The organism is Iningainema tapete BLCC-T55, from assembly GCF_014698965.1.
GTDB lineage: Bacteria > Cyanobacteriota > Cyanobacteriia > Cyanobacteriales > Nostocaceae > Iningainema > Iningainema tapete.
In genome coordinates this window covers 111,903-131,626 of sequence record NZ_JACXAE010000126.1, presented here as the reverse complement: position 1 = coordinate 131,626, position 19,724 = coordinate 111,903, and the positions used below count along the sequence as shown (strand labels likewise).

Below are 19,724 nucleotides of genomic sequence, written 5' to 3'. Positions count from 1 at the left end.
TATGACATCTCTAAAAAAACGCGCCATCCGTGGTGCCATCTGGACTATTGGTGGTTTTGGATTTATTCAAATTGTTCGGTTTGGTAGTAATTTAGTTCTAACTCGCCTACTCCAACCAGAGTATTTTGGTTTAATGGCTTTGGTTACTACCCTCAGAGTCGGTTTGGAACTATTTTCTGACATTGGAATTGCGCAAAATATCATCAATAGTAAACGAGGCGATGAAACCACCTTCCTAAATACTGCTTGGAGTTTACAAGCAATTCGTGGTGTAATAATTTGGATTGCTTGTGTACTTCTTGCCTTTCCGGCAGCAAAGTTTTATAATGATGAACGCTTGTTATTGTTAATTCCTATTACTGGACTTTCCTCAGTTCTAGATGGATTTAGCTCTACTAGCCATCATACTCTCCATCGCCGCATGGAACTGGGTAAGCTTACCTTGTATGATGTCATATTGCAAGTAAGTTTTTTCTCTACCTTATGTGTTTTGGTATGGTTCTACCCCAGTATTTGGACTTTAGCGATTGGAACTGTGGTAGGAGCAATATATAAATTAGTTAGCAGCTTTTGGTTAATACCAGAATACTCCAACCGTTTCGCATGGGAACCAGAAGCAGTTAAAGAAATTCTCTCTTTTGGTAAGTGGATGTTTGTTGCATCTACCTTGATGTTTGCTTCCGAACAAGCCGATCGCCTGGTTTTAGGTAAGATATTATCGTTTCAAATACTGGGTATTTATACAGTAGCTTATACCCTAGCCAGCCTACCCAGAGAAGTTATTAAACATCTCAGCCACCGAGTCATTTTTCCAGCAATTTCGCAACAATCTGACTTACCAAGATCGAGTTTGCGAGAGAAAATTATCCGCCAACGGCGACTTATTCTCATTGGGTTTGCGATTGGTATAGCAATTCTAGTTACCATTGGCGACGTAGCGATTTCTATACTGTATGACAAAAGGTATGCTGATGCTACCTGGATGATGCCAATTTTATGCAGTGGCATTTGGTTTTCGCTGCTATTTTATACTATTAGCCCTGCTCTATTAGCAGTTAGCAAACCGTTGTATTCAGCGCAAAGTAATTTTGCTCGATTTGGCATAATTACTTTGGGTGTACCTCTAGCACATTATAGTTTCGGCATATTAGGAGCAATTATTGTGATTGCACTGAGTGATTTGCCTTTGTATGTAGTCAACCTTTATGGACTTTGGCAAGAAAAACTCACTTGTTTCATCCAAGATATTCAAGCTACTGCATTTTTTATTGGATTAGTGACTTTATTCATAGTAGTACGCTACTATTTAGGTTTTGGGCTACCGATTGATTTATTACTTAAGTAGTACGTCAATCAAAAAATTATTACAGCACTTTTATTAGGGAGCCATAGCAATTTTATTTAAGCAACAAAATATGCTATTTACAACTGCAAATAAACTATTGCTCTAAATATTTATAGTTTTAGTTTCAACATCAGTTCTTCTAATTCAAGGACTTAAACCTATGGATTTATCGAGTACATCTACCTTAGATAATCATCAATTTTCGACGAATGCTGTTTTCTCATCCACTACACCATACTCAAATGGCACTTTGCTAGATCCCATCAGTGGCGGAATGCCCAGACATGCCAGTTCCATCATTACAGTGAACAGTATTGCTGATGTGGTGGATGACTTTGATGGCGTGACTACCCTACGCGAAGCCATCAACTTTGCCAACGTTGATGCAACAGAGGATGTGATTTTATTTAACTCATCGCTGTTAGCTTCTGCACAACAGATTACTTTGAGCCTGGGAGAACTTAACATTATCCACAGCTTAAACATCATCGCCCCACAAGACTCGTTGACAGGTGAAAACTTGCTGACAGTGAGTGGTAACAATGCCTCACGAGTGTTTGAAATTGACGCGAGAGCAACTGTGACTCTCTCCGGATTGATTATTACCAATGGCGCGGTGACGAATGACAACGGTGGAGGGATAAAAAACAGCGGGAACCTCACATTGGAAAACAGCATTGTACGCAATAACAGGGTGAATGCTAGCTCAAGCAATGACGATGACGTTTTCTTTGGCGGGGGCATTTACAACACTGGTATCCTCACGTTGAGTAATAGCACCATCAGCAGCAACAATAGCAACAGAGGATCTGGCATTTACAACACGGGTACTATAACGTTGAACAACACCACCATTAGCCGCAACGGAGCCGTCGGTAATTTCGTTCCCTTTGGCGGTGGTATCTATAACGAAGGCACTGTGACATTGAGCAATAGCATTGTCAACAACAACTTCACAAACATTAGCAGAGGTTCCAACAGTGGTGCCGGCGGAGGCATCTATAACCGCAACGGCATCGTGAAGGTGAGCGACAGCAGCATTGACAACAACGCGATCGCCGGTTCACCGGGCTTTTTTCTGGGCAGGGGAGTCGGTATTTTCAACAGTGGCGGCATCATCGACGTGAGCAATAGCACCATTAGCGGCAACACAACAAGCTTCGTAGCAGGTACAACAGGTGGTGGTATTCTGAACACAGACGGTGGCACTGTGAGGTTGAGCGACAGCACCATCAGCAATAACTCAACAAATTCAGAGGGCGGCATCTCGAACTTAGATGGCATTCTGGAGGTGAGCAACAGCACCTTGAGTGGCAACATTGGTGCGATCTCGAACGGTGGCACCGCAACGGTGAGCAACAGCACCATCATCGGCAACAGCGGGGGTCCTACTGGCAGCTCTGCAATCTCGAACAGCGGTACTCTGACGGTGAGCAACAGTATTATCAGCGACAACCAGGGGTCATTTACTGTCAGCGGTATCTCGAACAGCGGTACTCTAACGGTGAGCGACAGTACCATCAGCGGTAACCAAAGTGGCAGCGCGATCTCGAACCGTGGCACCGCAACAGTGAACAATACCACTATCAGCGGCAACTCTACACCGCTGTCTTTGATCCAAGGCGGTGGAATCTCGAACAGTGGCACCCTGAGGGTGAACAACAGCACCATCAGCGGCAACTCTGCAAGAGACGGCGGCGGTATCTATAACTGTGCTGGCATCGTGAGGTTGAGCAACAGCACCATAGACGGCAACTCAGCAACCATCGGCGGCGGCATCGCTAACTTCAGCGGCACCGTTGAGGTGAACAATAGCAGCTTCAGTGGTAACACAGCAAGCAACGGTGGCGGCATCTTTAACTCCGAAGGCACAATTGGGGTGAGTTACGTCACACTACTCAATAATTTAGCAACCGATGGCGGTGGTATCTCTAACAATCCGGGCGGGAACCTGAATGTGAGCAACAGCACCATAAACGGCAACTCAGTCAGTAACGTCGGCGGCGGCATTTTTAACAGTGGTACTGTTGAGGTGAACAATAGCACCGTAAACGGCAACTCGGCATCGGTGAGCGGTGGCGGGATCTGGAACAGCAATACATTGAAGGTGAACAATAGCAACCTGAGCAACAACTCGGCACGCTTCGAGGGCGGTGGCATCACTAACTTCAGTAGTGGCACAACTGAGGTAAGCAACAGTACGCTAATTGGTAATTCAGCATCAGGCAATGGTGGCGGTATCTTTAACTTTAACTTTGGCACTCTGTCGCTAATTTTCAGTACCATCACCCTTAACCAAGCAGCTAATGGTGGAGGGGTGTTTAATGATACTAGTGGTACAGTCAGAGTGCGGGACACGATTATTGCCGGAAACCTCATAAGTGAAGGTGGTGTCAACCCTGATGTGGCAGGTAACTTAACCAGCTAAGGCTGCCATTTTTAACAAAACGCCGTAATTCCGCTCCTTACTTCTTTCAGGAGGGGTAGTTCATGAAGCTAGGCTAATGATCAACTTATTACCCTCACGTGAAAGTGTTGTATATAATGTTTGACTCCTACCGTCAATACTGGCGGTAACTTCATAGTCGCCCAGAAAACCCCGTACCTTGTATTCTCCATTGGCATCAGTTTTTCCCCACACGTATGTCCACCACTGATTAAAAACCAAGTCCATGTAAACTTTGCCACTCGGCTTTAAAATCCAGTCCTGAGCATAAATTGGTGCATTGTTCAACCAGTGTTTACCATCCCAAAAACCCCACATAATAAAGCCAGTTGTCGCCGGATTGCTAAAAACAGCAGTCATAACATCGCGTGTTACGTCAGCTTGTAACTGTTGATCGCCCGTCAACATATCAAACTCGGTAATCTTAATTGGAAGATTAAATTGAGCAAACCGATCTAGGGTGGAAAGAAACTCCGGTATCGAAATAGCACTGTCAAAAATATGACCTTCAATCCCAATACCACTAACTGGTGCGCCGTTATCTAGTAGATACTGAATCTGACTTTCATATTCATCAGCTTTATTCTGATCTTGGTATAAGTTCTGGTTAATGTAGAGAACAGCATTTGGATCTGCCTCATGAGCTACTTTAAACCAATCTACAAGCACCGATTGACCGAGAATGTTCTGAAAATCCTTATTGTCAATCGGCTCATTGACAACATCCCAGTCGCTAATCTGCCCCTTTAAGTCGCCAACTTGTTCAGTGATATGAGTGATGATGCGATCGCGCAAAACTTGATCTGCTCTATCCTTGCCCGCCTGTTCTCGCGTATTGTCGTAGAGCGTTTTTAAACTGGGTGGGGATAGTTGCCAATTAGGCCAAACAAGGGCGTGTCCACGTACTGTTAAGTTGTAATTTCTTAGCCACTCAATTGCTTTGATAGCTTGATTTCGTGACTCCAAGTTCTCCCACTGTGGCCACTTGAGACTATTTTCGATAGTCGCTTCATTAAATAGTTGTCGAATATTGTCTCGATACTTATCACCATCAGGGTTGGTTGTGCTTAACAGTAGAGTGTCATCTATTGCAGTACCAAAGCTGTAGGCATGGCGCTTCATCGCCACATTTACATCAGCACCCACTACAGGTTTACCGTTGACATCAGTAACTACAACCGTCAAATCTCCTTTGCGGTATGTGTTGATATTATTGATAGCAACTTCACGCCACGCATTCTCTTGTGCTTGAGTTTTGGCAATATGAATACCAAACGTGATTAAAAAGCTAAGTAAAACCGCTATCAGTGTGCTGCTGCGCCACCACTTTTTGCTTTTGTACTGTAGGTTATTATAACGTATTTTCACCATTCTTGCTTGTGACCGATAGGCTTGTTTACTTAAGAGTATAATTTTAGCTAAACAGCAATGAGCATATCATAACCAAGCAGAATTTTTATATATGAGTAATGGATTTTTTATACCAAAATTTAGTAAAGTTAAACATAAGGGTTTGTATTGAAAATCCTACATTTGCTATTTACTATTTCTTTACGCATTTACACTCAATATTTACTTATTCTTAATAAATTAACTACAACTACTTTCAGTATTCTAATTCAGGAAGTATTAAGTTAAAAATCAAAAAAATCTTTTCCATTAAGGATGACAGCGTTGAAATACCATATAGCATTAAGCTCAAAGACTGATCTAAATGCGATCAATCAGAATGCGCAAGCCGGAAAATGTCCTTCTCACGTAGTTTGGCAAATGAGCCAAATTTTGGGCGCAAAAGTCTATCAACCAGGTATACAACCGATTTTACCCGTAGATAAAATGCGTGCAAAAATTATCGGTAGTCCCGAACATTGGGCTTTGGCACGTCAGTTATCTTCCCAGCTTAAAGAGGATGATGTAGTATATTGTACTGGCGAAGACGTAGGTATTGCGATCGCCACCCTTTGCGGTGCAAAACGTCATCGCCCTAAAGTTGTAGCATTTACTCAAAATATCAACCGCCCACGGGGTTATTTAGCATTAAAATTATTCAATATCGCTAACAAAATAGATTTATTTGTCACAGCATCGCAAGCAGAATTTCTGCGCCGCTACCTCCACTTACCAGAAAACCATGTCTATGAATTTTATTTGCAACCCACAGACATATCTTTTTTCACACCAGGAGCAGCTAGCGAAAAGCTGCGTCCAATTATTGGTAGCGGAGGTTTAGAAAGACGTGACTATCAAACTCTCGCGGATGCAACTAAAGATTTAAATATCGATGTGAAGATTTGCGCTGTTTCACCAAATGCTCCAGCACGTAGAAGTACATTCCCAAAAGTTATGCCTAGTAACATGTCGTGTCGCTTTTACGACTGGTGCGAATTAGTTCAACTTTACCGCGATTCTGACATAGTTGTGCTTTCCCTATTAGAAAATAAATACCAAGCCGGACTCACTACTATGTTTGAAGCAATGGCTTGTAAACGACCTGTAATAATTACTCGTTCACCAGGTATTATTAGCGACTTAATTGACGCAGGTATTGTTACTGGTGTTAATCCTAGTGACTCCGTAGGGCTACGCGATGCAATTGAGAAACTGTTAAACGATCCGCAAAAAGCACAGGAACAAGCTCAGCGAGGTTATGAATTGACACTTAACCAATATAATCATAGTAAATATGTTCAAGCTTTAGTGACAAAACTCATTTCCACATTTGGCAGTGTAAATAACTAGTCAACTTTGCGATCAGTAAATACAGCTATGACAGTTCAAGAACTTCACAGTTATCAAAATCTACCAAACCAATCCCCGACATTGCGATCGCGCATATTAGAGTTAACCATCATCAATTTGATCGGATGGATTCCTCGTCCATTTGGCACTCTGCTGCGACAGCTGCTATACCGTTTAATATTTGCGCGTATGGGTCGAGGGGTTAACATTCTAGCAGGAGTTGAGATACTTGGAGCTAGTTCAATCGAACTTGGCGATAGTGTTAAAATCCTCCGAAATGCTTACTTGGAGATTAGATCACCAAATAGCCAAATACTTATTGGCAACAGAACTTGTATTGATCGCGGCGTTGACATCAGAACTGCCGGTTCTGATTGCTTGATCAAGATTGGCGACAACTCCTACCTGGGACCGTATGTCTGTATGGCAGGTCCCGGTAATATCAAAATTGGTAATGATTGCTTAATCGCATCACATACAGGTATTTACGCTAATAATCATCGAGAACACGGATTAAGCCGTGAAGGAATTGAAATTCAAGACAATTGTTGGATCGGCAGCGGAGTCAGAATCTTAGATGGAGTGACGATTGGTAAAGGAAGCGTGATCGGAGCTGGATCTGTTGTCACCAAAAACATCCCTCCCTACTCCATAGCAGTTGGAGTACCCGCAAAAGTTATTAAAGCCAGTAAGGGAGGCGTAGCTTAATCACCTTGGTACTGGCACTTTATTCAGTAAAGCAGCAATCACCGCATCAATTTGTACACCATCTAGCATTGCTTCTGGTTTTAAAATGAAACGGTGACGCAACAATGGTGGTGCAACAGCTTTAATGTCGTCTGGTGTCACAAAATCCCGTCTTGTTAACCACGCTATTGCTTGAGATGCGTTCAACCAAACACTTGCAGCACGAGGAGAAGCGCCCAGAGTTAAATCAGGTTGCTGGCGTGATGCTCTAACTAAAGCTAAAAGATAATCTATCAGTGCTTCAGAAACTTTAACTTCTTTTACTGCTTGCCGCGCTGCCAAAATTTCAGCTACTGTTGCTACTGGCTCTATTTGCGCAATATCCAACCGTCGTGCAGCAAACCCCGCTTGACGATTTAACAACATTTGCTTTTCCGCAGCTAGGTCTGGGTATTCTACCACTAATTTGAATAAAAACCTGTCCAATTGTGCTTCGGGTAAGGGATATGTCCCCTCAAATTCCAAAGGATTTTGCGTTGCAATTACCCAAAATAACTCTGGTAATGGTATACTCTGTCCATCCAATGTTACCTGCATCTCTTCCATCGCTTCTAGCAGAGCCGCTTGCGTTTTCGGGGGTGTGCGGTTAATTTCATCGGCTAGCAGTACTTCGGTGAATATTGGTCCTTTTTTCAAGGTGAAGCTGCGGGTATTCAAATCAAAAATATTTGTACCAGTAATATCTGCTGGCAAAACATCTGGTGTTAACTGCACGCGGCGAAATTCTGTTTGGATTAACTGCGCTAGCACTTTTACCAAGAGTGTTTTACCTGTTCCTGGTACTCCTTCTAATATGACGTGTCCACCTGCTAGTAGAGCTACTAATAGTTGTTGTATAATTATAGGCTGACCAAAAATTACATGGGATAGTGCTTGACTAAGGCGAGTTAAGGCTGAATGGGTTTCGCTCATATTCAACTCTCAAGGTTTGCCATTGTTGCAACCAGTTTATCAAGTCTTTTTCACTAATGCGGTGTTTTTGAGATTGTAGGTTTAACACTGCTTCTAATTCTGTTGCGCTATTTCCTGTTTGTTGTATCCAAGCATTAATTATGGTTTGATTGTCAAGTGGTTCTTGCCCTAACAAGAGAGCTTTTTGGAGTTGCTTTTGTTCTTCTTTGCCTACCATTTCTATCACAAAGTCCCGAGATTCAGCTTTTTGCAGTACTCCTGCTAGGGCGAGTATGTATGCTTCACTGTTGTCTATGATTGGAGTCTTTAATGCTACTGGTTTTTCAAAGCGACGATTGAGCGCCCAAATTAGTGTTAGTAGTAGTATGCTTAGTTGTAATAATGCTGGAAATAAAGGTGTTTTGGCCAAATAACTCAGCAGATTGCCTTCTCTTTCGCTTTGTTTTACGCTGTTATCTTTGTAGCCGTGGATGTATTCATCTACTAATAATGTCTTGCCTTTTTCTTTCACTAGGTCGGCTAAATACTGGAAATTACTGATATTATTTTGGTAGGCATTTGCTGCTAAATGGGGTGTGGTGGAAAATACAACTTTTCCTTTGCCGTATTGTTTTTCCCACACAATAGCACCGAAGCGATCGCTTAAAGAAGCTTTTTCCCCTGTGGCAATTGTTCTGCGTCTTGTTGTATCAATTTTAATATCACCTACTAGTGATTTTTGCATTGTACTAAATTCGGCTGCTGTTACTTGCTCGTATACACCTAGTATTACTAAGTTATTTCCTTTTTCTATCCATTTTTGCTCTTGGCTATCTAGCTGGAATGCGGTTGTATAACTATTTACTTGTAACAGAGTGATGGGACGTTTTTGTACGTATAATTCCGGAAAGGGCTTTTGCCAACGTGCTACAGCCACTCCTTGTTTTTGCATAAAAGCATACCAAGCACCGTAACCATCAGGAGCACGGTTGTAAGTGGAACCACTATTGATTTTGCTACTACTGGGAGCGGCGAGTAAGGTAAGTAAAATTATGACAAACAGTGCGATTCCACCTACCCATAAACGTTTTGAGCGTTTCATTTTTGTATATCCCGATATGCTTGCCAACACTGCTCATAATTTTCGCGGGATATCTCGGTATGAGCAAAACATATTTGCTCATGTGTGGTAATTAAGGTTTCGTAGGGCTGCATCAAAGTAACGGAAAGTTGTAGTAATTGCAAATATTCTCCATCAGTACGGCTAGTTTTGTGCGGGAGAATTGCTTTTTCATGTAAGTTCTGCAATATGGCAAAATAAAGACAACGGCAAGCTTCACGGTAGTTTCCTTGATGGTAAAGTTCTTGCGATCGCCTTAACAATTCTTCTACTGACAACTGTGTTACGGTAGTTTTTGCAACCTGATTTTGAGAGTTATTAGTTCTAGCTAACCAAGAATACAAAGAAGGGCTGAATTCTTGCCATAACCGCCATCCCACCCAAGCCAAAAATAATAAGAGTAAAACCCAAAATAACAAGTTCAATAATTTATCTTGCCATGAACCTGTTGACCATCCCGGCTGCCAGTTTGGTACATTCAAGTTTAAGCGTCCAAGCTGATATTCTAACCATTCTCCCAGTTGTTGTTGCAACTGAGAGAACTGCCAACTCCAGTTTGTTGTTTCAAAGGAATTTGTGGACATGGGGGGAAGTGGGGGATTTTAGTCCTGACTTCTTTGTATTATTAACCAACCGAGTATAATCAGAAGTGTACCAAAGGCAAGAAAACCTAAATCCCAGGCTAACTGATTTGGACCTGGTTTGACGTGATGGATACCGAGAATTTGGTGATCGATTATTCCTTCAACTACGTCGAATAAGCCAGCGCCAACGAGTATTGAGCCAAAGAAGACGTTTGATGACCATGAAACATCTTCACGCTTTCCTGCCTGCCATAGTAACACAACTCCAACTACAGTCATTACCCAGTCAAAGACGTGAAATAAGCCGTCCCAAACCATGTTAAAGTCTATGTTATCTCTGGTTGTCAGAGGTCTAATACTGCTTAACATGTGATGCCATTGGAGAATTTGATGCAGTACGATACCATCGAAGAATCCGCTAAGACCTATACCAAGACATATTCCAGCTACAATTAGCGGCGTATTACGACGACGACGACGGCTGCTTATTTCGCTTTTAGCTTCCATTTTCAACCTCACAAACGGAATCTTTTTTCAAGATATAACTTGATTTTGGATGTGATCTTCTCTCTTGAGACGAGTACTACGATTGAATTACTTTGGAGATACTAGTTTAGTATCTAAAATAGCAATTTTCCAATGACTATTTATTTTTACAAGGTTTGTCCACCCTATGGTTGTTTTTCCAATTTTTCTCCACACGGAATTACAATTGAGGGTATTTACTGGTCAACAGTTGAGCATTACTATCAAGCACAAAAGTTTGTCGGAACACCAGATGCGGTGATTATACCGACAATTTATGCTGCCCAAACACCAGAACTAGCTGCCGCATTGGGACGAGATTGTACTCGTCAACTTCGTCCTGATTGGGATGTAGTAAAAGTTGAGGTTATGCGTGCAGCTGTACTGAAAAAGTTCCTGACTCATGCCGATATTAGAGAAGTTCTTATTTCTACAGGAGATCAGTTTTTGGTGGAAGACTCTCCAAAAGATTATTTCTGGGGATGTGGTGCAGATAAAACTGGTCAAAACCAGCTAGGTAAGATTCTTATGAGTGTACGCGAAGAAATCCGCACTAGCAAAAAATAATGAATTTTCAGTAAATATACTGCCTATTTATTCAGCATAAATCTTTACTAAAGATTAAGTAATTTTCATGTTTTTCCCAATAGCAGAGGAATGATTAAGAGATAAAATTTAAGAATAATTTATACTTTGTCTAGCAGTCTATCAGAAATGAAGTTTTCCGATCACCCAAACGAATTGCCACAACCTTTTGACCGAGAAGAGTTACTATACCGTATGACTATGCGGATTAGGCGATCACTTGAACTTGAAGAAATATTAACAGCCACGGTTGCTGAAGTTCGTTCTTTTTTAGGTGTAGATCGGGTAAAGTTGTATCGTTTTGATGCTGATGGTAGTGGTGAAGTTATTGCCGAGTCTATATATAATTGCCGTTTACCATCTTTAGTGGGGTTGCACTTCCCAGCGGATGATATACCCCCAGATGCTAGGTTGATGTTTCTTAAAGCACGTCAACGTTCCATCATTGATGTGGCTAATGGAAAAATCGGTCTATCGCCTTTAGAAAGTTCAGACGGGAGTGAATGTAACACCGATATTTATTACCGAGCAGTAGACCCATGTCATATAGAATATCTCAAGGCAATGGGTGTGCAGTCTTCACTTGTAGTACCAATTCTAGTTTACAACCTCAAGGAGCAGTCAGCGGAACCTAAACTATGGGGATTGCTAGTGTCGCACCATATTGAAACGCGCACAATTTTGACTACTGAACTCAAAGTAGTACAACAAGTAGCAGATCAGGTAGCGATCGCGATCGCGCAAAGTAATATCCTCACTCAAACACGACTAGAGCAGCAGCGAGAAGCTATTATTAACCGAGTTTCTACCCTTTTGCATACACTACCAACAATTAAATTTTTAAGAGCGCTTGAAGAAACTGTTGCTGCCTTTAATGGAGTAGGCGGAAGACTTTATCTTCAACAAAGTAGTGAATTATATACTTGTGGTAACTATCCGAGATTACTAGGTAATATAGAAAACAACATCATAGAAGAACATCCAGTGTGGCAAAACTGGATGTCTCAAGGTCCAAACAATTATTGGGCAATTACTGACTTATATAGAGAACCAGCATTGCAAGTTTTAGCTCCTGCATTTCAAGCTACTCGAATTCGGGGACTCTTAGTAATGCCTTTAACTTACCGTCAAAATTTTCTGGGTTATTTAAGTATTTTTCGTAATGAGTTTGACACAGAAATTTTGTGGGCAGGACAACGGGATCATCATCAGCAACAACTACCTCAAATTTCTTTTGCAACTTGGCGAGAGCAAAAAAAGGGACAAGCACGAGAATGGGGTAACGAAGAGATTGCTATGTTCCAAACATTGTGCGATAATTTTTCGATGGCAATTCAGCAGCAACAAATGTACCAACAAGTACAAATGTTAAATCTCAACTTGGAAGTAAGAGTAAAACAGCAAACTGCTGAACTGCAACAATCACTGCAATGTGCCTCTGTGATCCAGCAAATTACCGACCAAATTCGTAGCACATTAGAGTTGAAGACAATTTTGCAAACTATTGTGCAGGAAATTTGTAAGTTATTAAATACAGATAGAGTTTTAATTTACCAAATATTAGATAATTTCCACGGGCAGATAATTGTTGAACATGTTCATGGTAATTGGCGTTCTGTTTTGGGTTTGACAGTTCCACAAGGCTGTTTTCCTGAGGAATATGCTCATCTCTATTGTCGGGGAAGGATCCGAGCAATTAATGATGTCTCAACAGCTTCTTTGAGTCCTTGTCATCATGAATTTTTGCAAAATTTGCAAGTTCAAGCCAATTTAATAGTACCAATTAATATGGGTGAGCAACTGTGGGGGTTACTTGTTGCCCATGAGTGTTCTTCTCCTAGAAATTGGCAAGATGTAGAAATTAATTTACTACAACAGTTGGCAGATCAGGCGGCGATCGCCATTCAACAAGCACAACTTTACGAACAAAGTCGCGCTGCCCAAGAAAAAGCAATAGCTAAAGCCGAACAATTAGAGACTACTCTTGACAAACTCAAACAAACACAAACTCAACTCATTCAAAATGAAAAAATGTCTAGTTTAGGGCAATTGGTTGCCGGAATAGCACACGAAATTAACAATCCTGTTAGCTTCATCTATGGCAACCTTTCTCACTGTATTGAATATACTCATCAAATACTAGATTTGTTGCGTCTTTATCAAAAATATTATCCTGAACCGTTACAAGAGATTGACTCAAAAGCAGATGAAATTGATCTTGAATTTTTAGCAGATGATCTACCCAAAATTATGTCATCAATGAAAGTAGGATCAGACCGTATTCGCTCAATAGTGCTTTCATTACGTAATTTTTCTCGCTTAGATGAAGCGGAAATGAAACGTGTTGAGTTACATGAGGGGATTGATAATACTTTGTTGATTCTACAACATCGTCTCCAATCAAATAAAGAATTTCCGGGAATTGAGGTAATTAAAGACTATGGCAACTTACCTCTAGTAGAATGCTTTGCCGGACAGATGAATCAGGTATTCATGAATGTTGTCAACAACGCTATTGATGCCCTTGAAGAGTCATTTGTCAATAGTCCTTTGTCATTAGTAAACAATTCTAAACCAAGGACAAATGACTTTGGACAAATGACATTCCCGACAATTTGGATTTCCACTCAACTATCAGCAGATAATTCCCGTGTCATAATTCGGATTGCTGACAATGGATGGGGAATACCTGAAGACATCCTCCAGCGCATCTTCGATCCGTTTTTCACTACCAAACCAGTTGGTAAGGGTACGGGGCTGGGGTTAGCTATCAGCTACCAAATTGTTGTAGACAAGCATGGTGGATTTATGAAGTGTATTTCCGAACTGGGCAAAGGAACAGAATTCCTGATTGAAATTCCGCTGAAGCAAACTGTAATGATTGCTAATAGCTAATGGTTAATGGTTAATAGCAATCTCACAATCAACAATTAACCATTTTTTCTTTGAATTTGTTGTAAGAAAAAGTCTTCTAAGGAAGGGCGTAACAAGTTCATTGCGGTTATTTGCCCACCCATTAAGCGAAGACTGGCGTAAAAATCATAGGTATCGCCTTGTATTTCTCCTCGCCAAGAACTATCACTAGTCAATTCTAAATTGTTTACCCACTTTTTCAGAATTTCCCAATCACCACCTTGACCTTGAACTAAGTATGTGCTATTTGGAGTACCTAAGAGTTCATTGAGGGAACCAGAGCAAATTAATTCGCCTTGAGCAAGGATGGCGATGCGATCGCAAATTTGCTCAACTTCGGTAAGAATATGGCTGTTGAGGAAAATTGTCTTCTTAGCTGCTTTTAATGCTAGAATAATTTCCCGCATTTGGTAGCGTCCGACAGGATCAAGCCCTGACATTGGTTCATCTAAAAACACTAGTTCTGGATCGTTAATTAGTGCTTGCGCCATACCTACACGCTGTAGCATTCCTTTGGAGTAACGGCGCATCTGTTTTTTACAAGCATCAGATTTAGACAAACCCACCAATTCCAACAGTTGGGGAATCCTGTTACGTTGTACGCTTTTCGGAATTTGGAATAATCCTGCCGCTAGCTGCAAAAATTCCCATCCGGTGAGATAATCGTATAAATAGGCATTTTCTGGAAGGTAGCCGATTTGTTGTTTAACGCGGCGATCGCCCAATGGCTTACCCAACAATAATCCTTTCCCTGCTGTAGGCCGCATGATTCCCAGTAATAACTTCAGCAGTGTGGTTTTACCTGCTCCATTTAGTCCTAGTAAACCAAAGGTTTCACCTTTGTTAACCTGTAAAGAACAGCTTTTGAGGGATTGAACTTGCTGATTTAAAAAGAAGCCCGTACGATAAAATTTTTGTAACTCATAGGTCAAAATTACTGGCGGGATATCTGGGCTATCCAGTTGAAATTCAGTTTTATTTGCGACAGACCTCATTTTAGTTTAACTTGCGCTCTTGCGCAATACAAAAAACACTATTTAATTACAAGTTACCCATTTATATGGTGATAATAACAAAAAGTTAGTCGTCAGTCGTACAGACGCTCCGGCGGAGCGTCTGTACAAAAGGCAGAATATTTTGTTCTTTTGTATTTTGCTCTCTAGGAGGCTCAGATCCCCGACAACTTTTACGAAGTCGGGGATCTTGTTGTTTACGAATGATTTAGGATTGCTATATGTTCTCTTTATTTGAAGTTTTTGTAATGATACTGGCACTAAATATAAATATTACGTGAACTAGAATTTTATTTCATATCGTTTTTACCAGTAGTTTACACTCTCTTGAAGCTAATCTTCACCGTATCTTTAATAAACTTGCCTGTATTACTTGTATTTATTAAAATTTTAATTTAATTGCTCTATAGCTACTTACATTTACTGAGAATATGTATTTAAATATAACCAGTAGTTGACTGTCCCCTCAAACGCTTGTACTTTATTATGGCAGCAACTAATGTATAGACATAGTTGCACTATGTCTGCTACTTACTAATGCGCAGAGCAACATTTGCTCTGCTACCTTACTTGTCATGCTGATAAAGTATGCATGTTAGGGTGAATGTGTCAATTTGGTGTTAGACTACAGGGTTGGCTATTTACTCCATAGGTTAAGCGTAAATTAAGAGGGAAATATTTTGTGGTAAAAATTAAGCTTAAAGTAAATTTTGGCGTGAGTACGATGATTTTAAACCGGGACTGATAAGATGAAACAGGTTAATCTACTCAATATTGCTGTCGATAATTTATCCACTGTAGAGTTATTAGAGCAACTAAAGACAGGAGGAATAGTATTCACTCCTAACGTAGATCACTTAATTAAGTTGCAAAAAGATGAAGATTTTTACCAGGCTTATCATAATGCAACTTACAAAGTATGTGATAGTCAAATACTAATATATGCATCTAAGTTTTTAGGCACACCTCTTAGAGAGAAAATTTCTGGCTCTGATTTGTTCCCTGCTTTCTACAGGTATTACAAAAACGACCATAATACCAAGATTTTTTTGTTGGGAGGTGCGGAAGGAGTAGCGAAGAAAGCTCAAGAGAGAATTAATAGTTCAGTAAATAGAAACATAATTGTAGGAGCATGTTCCCCATCTTTTGGTTTTGAAAGAAACGAAAAAGAGTGCTGGGAAATAATTGAGCAAATCAACAAGTCTGGGGCAACTGTACTAGCAATAGGAGTTGGTGCACCTAAACAAGAAAAGTGGATTATCAAGTACAAAGATCATTTGCGCAATGTCAAGATATTCTTAGCAATAGGTGCTAGTTTAGATTTTGAAGCAGGTAACAAAAAAAGAGCACCAAAATGGATGAGTGAGGTGGGATTAGAGTGGTTGTACAGATTGTTATCTGAACCAAAAAGACTGTGGAAAAGGTACTTGGTAGAAAGCCTACCTTTTTTCTGGTTGATCATACAGCAAAAGCTGAAATCATACAAAATCCCTTTTGACTATAGTATTGAGTACTAAACAAGTTTAGATCCCCGACTTCTCAAAGAAGTCGGGGATCTAGGGGCATTCCTGACTCCTTACTGATTACCGTAGTAAATTCCGCGACCATTAGTACCAACAAATACTAGTCCAAACTGCTGTCTGCTGGCTTCCATGACATTGGGGACATTACCGATGGGTAAGGAGGGCGTGCCTATTCTTGTCCAAGTTTTTCCTCGATCTAAAGAACGGAAGATTCCTTCTCCTAATTTAGAGACTTTCCCATATAAAAACAGAGCAGGAGTGTTTCCTGTTTGTGGCTTACCCAAAGCAAATAAATGAGATACCTCTACTCCAGCAATACGAGCAAAAGTCTTACCCCCATCGGTGGAACGAAAAAGTCCCTGATTATCAAGACTCAGCCATAATTCTCCCTTAACTCCAGGAGTCGTTTTCAAAGAATGCCAATCGGCATGAGTTAAAGACGTAGCCATCACCTCAAAGGACGAGCCACCATTGGTACTGCGATAGACTTTACCATCAGCATAGTAGTAGAACGTATTGCCGTCTACTTTATCAGCAACTAGCGGTTGCCCCCAATTCCAAGCTCCTTCTAAACCATTAGGTAAACCAGAAACTTTTTGCCAAGAAGCGCCATCATCTGTTGTGCGTAACGGCTGACTACCACTAACAGCAACAACATACAAGTTGGGATTTGTCGCTGACATGGCTACACGGTTGGGCATTATCTTCGCAGGAAAACCACGAAACTGCTTCCATGTCATACCCCCATCTGTAGAGGTTGCGCCGGTGTAAGTATTATTTCCCCTAGTACCGCCCACCCGCACCATCTTCAACGGGTTCTTTTCGTTGTATGCAATACTGTAAGTATCTTGGAATTGAGGACCACTGCCACCAAACATTTTTGTTGGGAAAGTATCTAATCCTCTGTTATGATTAAAACCATCTACATCCGCAACACCACTTAACAATAGAGAGCCTTTAGGAGGTGAAACTAAAGTAAAAACAACAACCTCCTCGTGTCCTTTTTGATAATTTGTCCAGACAACAGGATTGGCATTGATGTTATCTGTTCGCCATATCCCATACCAATCAGTGAACCAAACCCTACCTGTAACATTAGGATCAAATTCTAATGCTGCTAATGCAGGATGGGAAAGCATAAATTCAGACCACCAACTCACGGTGTTGTTAACTTTTGCTTTGGGTTGAGTCCATTTGCTTCCCTCATTTAAAGAACGATACATTTGCGGATAGTTTTCTGTAAAATTTACAACTATTACATCTTGAGGATTTTTAGGGTTAACGCTGATGGCATTATAAGTTCCCTTTACATCTGGCGGTGTAATGTTGCTCCAACTTTTTGTAAATTTACTTACACCAGAGCTATGAGTGACGTATAAAATATTATTAGCAACAGCAATGCGCAATACCTCTGATGGACTAGCTGCTATTTTGTTCCAACTAATACCCGTATCAGTTGATTTATATATTCCATCTCCATAGGCGCTAGCGTAAATTGTACCTGGAGCTTGTTTGTTAAAGGTAATTGCGGTAATACCAATACCGTCTCTAAGCTTGCCAGGAAAATTGACTCGGTTCCAAGTCTTACCAGCATTTAAAGATTTCCACAATCCATCTTTTCGTGAACCAAAAAAGATAATTTGAGAATTGAACGGATTAACTGCTAATCTTTCACCCGCCCAGCGTAAATCTTCATTTCCTCCCATCTTCAAATCTATATTGAGTTTTGTCCAAGTTCTACCCCGATTTGTCGATTTGAAGATAGTTCCCTTGTATTGCCACCAGTCAGCAGTATATTTACCTGCGGCAATGTAGACGATGTTCGGGTTTTTAGGATCGAGTGCTAAAGCTTCTCCACCATAATAATTGTTTTGCTGCCGTGGAAACTGATCGGTAAGTGGTATCCACCTCTGATTGGCAGCATTCCAACGGTAAAAACCACCGACATCAGTTTTGATATAAACTAAATCTTTCTCTAAAGGATGTATGTAAATACCCGTAACATAACCACCACCGCCTAAGGATACGTTAGTTGTTCCCAAAACTGTATTTCGGTAAGTTTGAGCAATTTTGACATTTGTACCTGACAAAGTGAAGATTTGGCTAGTTGGATTGATTTGCCCACAGGCAAGCACTGTCAATAATGCAGCGATCGCAATTGCAATCTTCATGACAAAACGTCTGTTCATACAACCTTTTCTTTAGATGGAATCATTGTAGAGACGTTCCGACGGAACGTCTCTACATTTATGCTGTTTTTCTAGACTGTTGCTGCAATCGATATTTTTGGTTTGCCCCCGTAACTTTTAAACTGAGATTGTGGATTTGACTGTAAAAAGACTGAGGTAATAGATACAGTAAATAGGTAGCTGCTCCAGTAACTAATGTCCGTTTTGGCTCCTCAATTAAAATGCGCCAATAGGTTGAGAGCGAATTGTGAAATAGTTCCAAGGCAACTGAACCTGCTTTGAGAGTAACAGCGCGACGGGCTAAATACCTAAGTTGATAAGCCATAGCAGGTTTTTCATACTCTGCCATTAGTTCTGGTGCATAGGAGCGAACTTTTTCAATCAATTTTTTCCAAGACTCTAACTTCTTATTGAGGTTAGCTGAAAGTCCTGTGGAATTTACTCGGTAAAGTGTTAAAGCTTCCGGAATTCCTTCAAATTTCCAATTAGTCTGAATCGCGATTCTTAGCCAACACTCAACATCTTCCGACTCGCGGAAGTGATCGTCAAAATAAAAATCTTCTACTGCACCGTACAGATTATCTTGAAATTTAATCTCTTCAAAGACTTCTCGGCGAAACACCGGTGCTGAACCATTGCCAATTGGGGTACGACAAAGTAAATCTAATGGGGTAATGTCTTTTATTTTGGTAATTTGGTAGAAACCCAATGGTTTGCCTGTTTCGTCAATAAAGGCAGAAGGACTAAAACTTACCCCTATGTCTGGGTTACTTTCTAAATGGGCAACGTGTTTTTCTAGCTTATGAGGTAGCCACAAATCGTCAGCGTCTAAGAGAGCTACATACTTGCCTTGAGCATTACGGATGCCAGTGTTTCTTGCTCCCGCTAATCCTCGATTCTTTTGACTAATAATTTTAATTCTATCGTCTGTGAATGAGCGGCAAATTTCTAGGCTGCGATCAGTCGAACCATCATCAACAACGATAATTTCAAAATTTGTGTAAGTTTGATGCAGTACGGATTGCAGCGTAGTTGCAATGTATTTCTCTGCTCTGTAAGTGGGAATAACTACAGAGACTTTCTTCAGTTGTGTGGCTGACATTT

The 19,724-nt window shown here is 40.8% G+C and carries 15 protein-coding genes; 7 read left to right on the top strand and 8 right to left on the bottom strand.

The window, feature by feature from the left end; genetic code table 11:
• The first annotated feature begins 1 nt into the window (after position 1).
• Positions 2-1,345, top strand: a complete 1,344-nt coding sequence (locus ICL16_RS41610; protein WP_190837963.1) for an oligosaccharide flippase family protein — start codon at positions 2-4, stop codon at positions 1,343-1,345.
• Positions 1,346-1,505: 160 nt separating this feature from the next.
• Positions 1,506-3,773: a right-handed parallel beta-helix repeat-containing protein gene (locus ICL16_RS41605; RefSeq protein WP_190837961.1), complete on the top strand. Its 2,268-nt coding sequence runs from the start codon at positions 1,506-1,508 to the stop codon at positions 3,771-3,773.
• Positions 3,774-3,833: 60 nt separating this feature from the next.
• Here the strand turns inward: ICL16_RS41605 and ICL16_RS41600 are convergent, their stop codons facing one another.
• Positions 3,834-5,162, bottom strand: coding sequence for an endo-1,4-beta-xylanase (locus ICL16_RS41600; protein WP_190837959.1), 1,329 nt, complete (start codon positions 5,160-5,162; stop codon positions 3,834-3,836).
• Positions 5,163-5,456: 294 nt separating this feature from the next.
• On the opposite strand from ICL16_RS41600, the gene ICL16_RS41595 reads away from it, so the two are divergent.
• Together ICL16_RS41595 and ICL16_RS41590 are read left to right on the top strand one after the other, a co-directional pair.
• Positions 5,457-6,530, top strand: a complete 1,074-nt coding sequence (locus ICL16_RS41595) for a glycosyltransferase family 4 protein (protein WP_238361182.1) — start codon at positions 5,457-5,459, stop codon at positions 6,528-6,530.
• 27 nt (positions 6,531-6,557) lie between these two features.
• Positions 6,558-7,238: an acyltransferase gene (locus tag ICL16_RS41590; RefSeq protein WP_190837957.1), complete on the top strand. Its 681-nt coding sequence runs from the start codon at positions 6,558-6,560 to the stop codon at positions 7,236-7,238.
• Here ICL16_RS41590 and ICL16_RS41585 read toward each other — a convergent pair whose 3' ends face one another.
• Genes ICL16_RS41585 through ICL16_RS41570 form a run of 4 tightly spaced genes read right to left on the bottom strand, consistent with a single transcriptional unit; the run spans position 7,239 to position 10,379 of the window.
• Entirely contained in the window at positions 7,239-8,189 is a 951-nt protein-coding gene (locus ICL16_RS41585; protein ID WP_190837955.1) for an AAA family ATPase, read from the bottom strand.
• A complete protein-coding gene (locus ICL16_RS41580; RefSeq protein WP_190837953.1) occupies positions 8,155-9,270 on the bottom strand; it encodes a DUF4350 domain-containing protein in 1,116 nt (371 codons plus the stop codon). Before ICL16_RS41580 ends, ICL16_RS41585 begins: the two co-directional genes overlap by 35 nt.
• Positions 9,267-9,872 (bottom strand): DUF4129 domain-containing protein, encoded by a 606-nt coding sequence (locus ICL16_RS41575; protein ID WP_190837951.1) that lies wholly within the window; start codon positions 9,870-9,872, stop codon positions 9,267-9,269. Before ICL16_RS41575 ends, ICL16_RS41580 begins: the two co-directional genes overlap by 4 nt.
• A gap of 18 nt (positions 9,873-9,890) precedes the next feature.
• A complete protein-coding gene (locus tag ICL16_RS41570; protein WP_190837949.1) occupies positions 9,891-10,379 on the bottom strand; it encodes a DUF2243 domain-containing protein in 489 nt (162 codons plus the stop codon).
• Between the two features lie 132 nt (positions 10,380-10,511).
• Between ICL16_RS41570 and ICL16_RS41565 the strand changes: the two genes are divergently transcribed.
• Both ICL16_RS41565 and ICL16_RS41560 read left to right on the top strand, forming a co-directional pair.
• Positions 10,512-10,964, top strand: a complete 453-nt coding sequence (locus ICL16_RS41565; protein ID WP_190837947.1) for an NADAR family protein — start codon at positions 10,512-10,514, stop codon at positions 10,962-10,964.
• Between the two features lie 147 nt (positions 10,965-11,111).
• Positions 11,112-13,877, top strand: a complete 2,766-nt coding sequence (locus ICL16_RS41560) for a GAF domain-containing sensor histidine kinase (RefSeq protein WP_190837945.1) — start codon at positions 11,112-11,114, stop codon at positions 13,875-13,877.
• 35 nt (positions 13,878-13,912) lie between these two features.
• On the opposite strand, the gene ICL16_RS41555 is transcribed toward ICL16_RS41560, so the two are convergent.
• A complete protein-coding gene (locus ICL16_RS41555) occupies positions 13,913-14,890 on the bottom strand; it encodes an ABC transporter ATP-binding protein (RefSeq protein ID WP_190837938.1) in 978 nt (325 codons plus the stop codon).
• A 767-nt stretch (positions 14,891-15,657) separates the two neighbouring features.
• Between ICL16_RS41555 and ICL16_RS41550 the strand changes: the two genes are divergently transcribed.
• The gene (locus ICL16_RS41550; RefSeq protein ID WP_190837936.1) at positions 15,658-16,425 is read left to right on the top strand and encodes a WecB/TagA/CpsF family glycosyltransferase; all 768 of its coding nucleotides are present in this window, start codon (positions 15,658-15,660) and stop codon (positions 16,423-16,425) included.
• A 59-nt stretch (positions 16,426-16,484) separates the two neighbouring features.
• Here ICL16_RS41550 and ICL16_RS41545 read toward each other — a convergent pair whose 3' ends face one another.
• Positions 16,485-18,602 (bottom strand): VPS10 domain-containing protein, encoded by a 2,118-nt coding sequence (locus ICL16_RS41545; RefSeq protein WP_202895965.1) that lies wholly within the window; start codon positions 18,600-18,602, stop codon positions 16,485-16,487.
• A 76-nt stretch (positions 18,603-18,678) separates the two neighbouring features.
• A complete protein-coding gene (locus tag ICL16_RS41540; RefSeq protein ID WP_238361181.1) occupies positions 18,679-19,722 on the bottom strand; it encodes a glycosyltransferase family 2 protein in 1,044 nt (347 codons plus the stop codon).
• Positions 19,723-19,724: the final 2 nt, after the last annotated feature.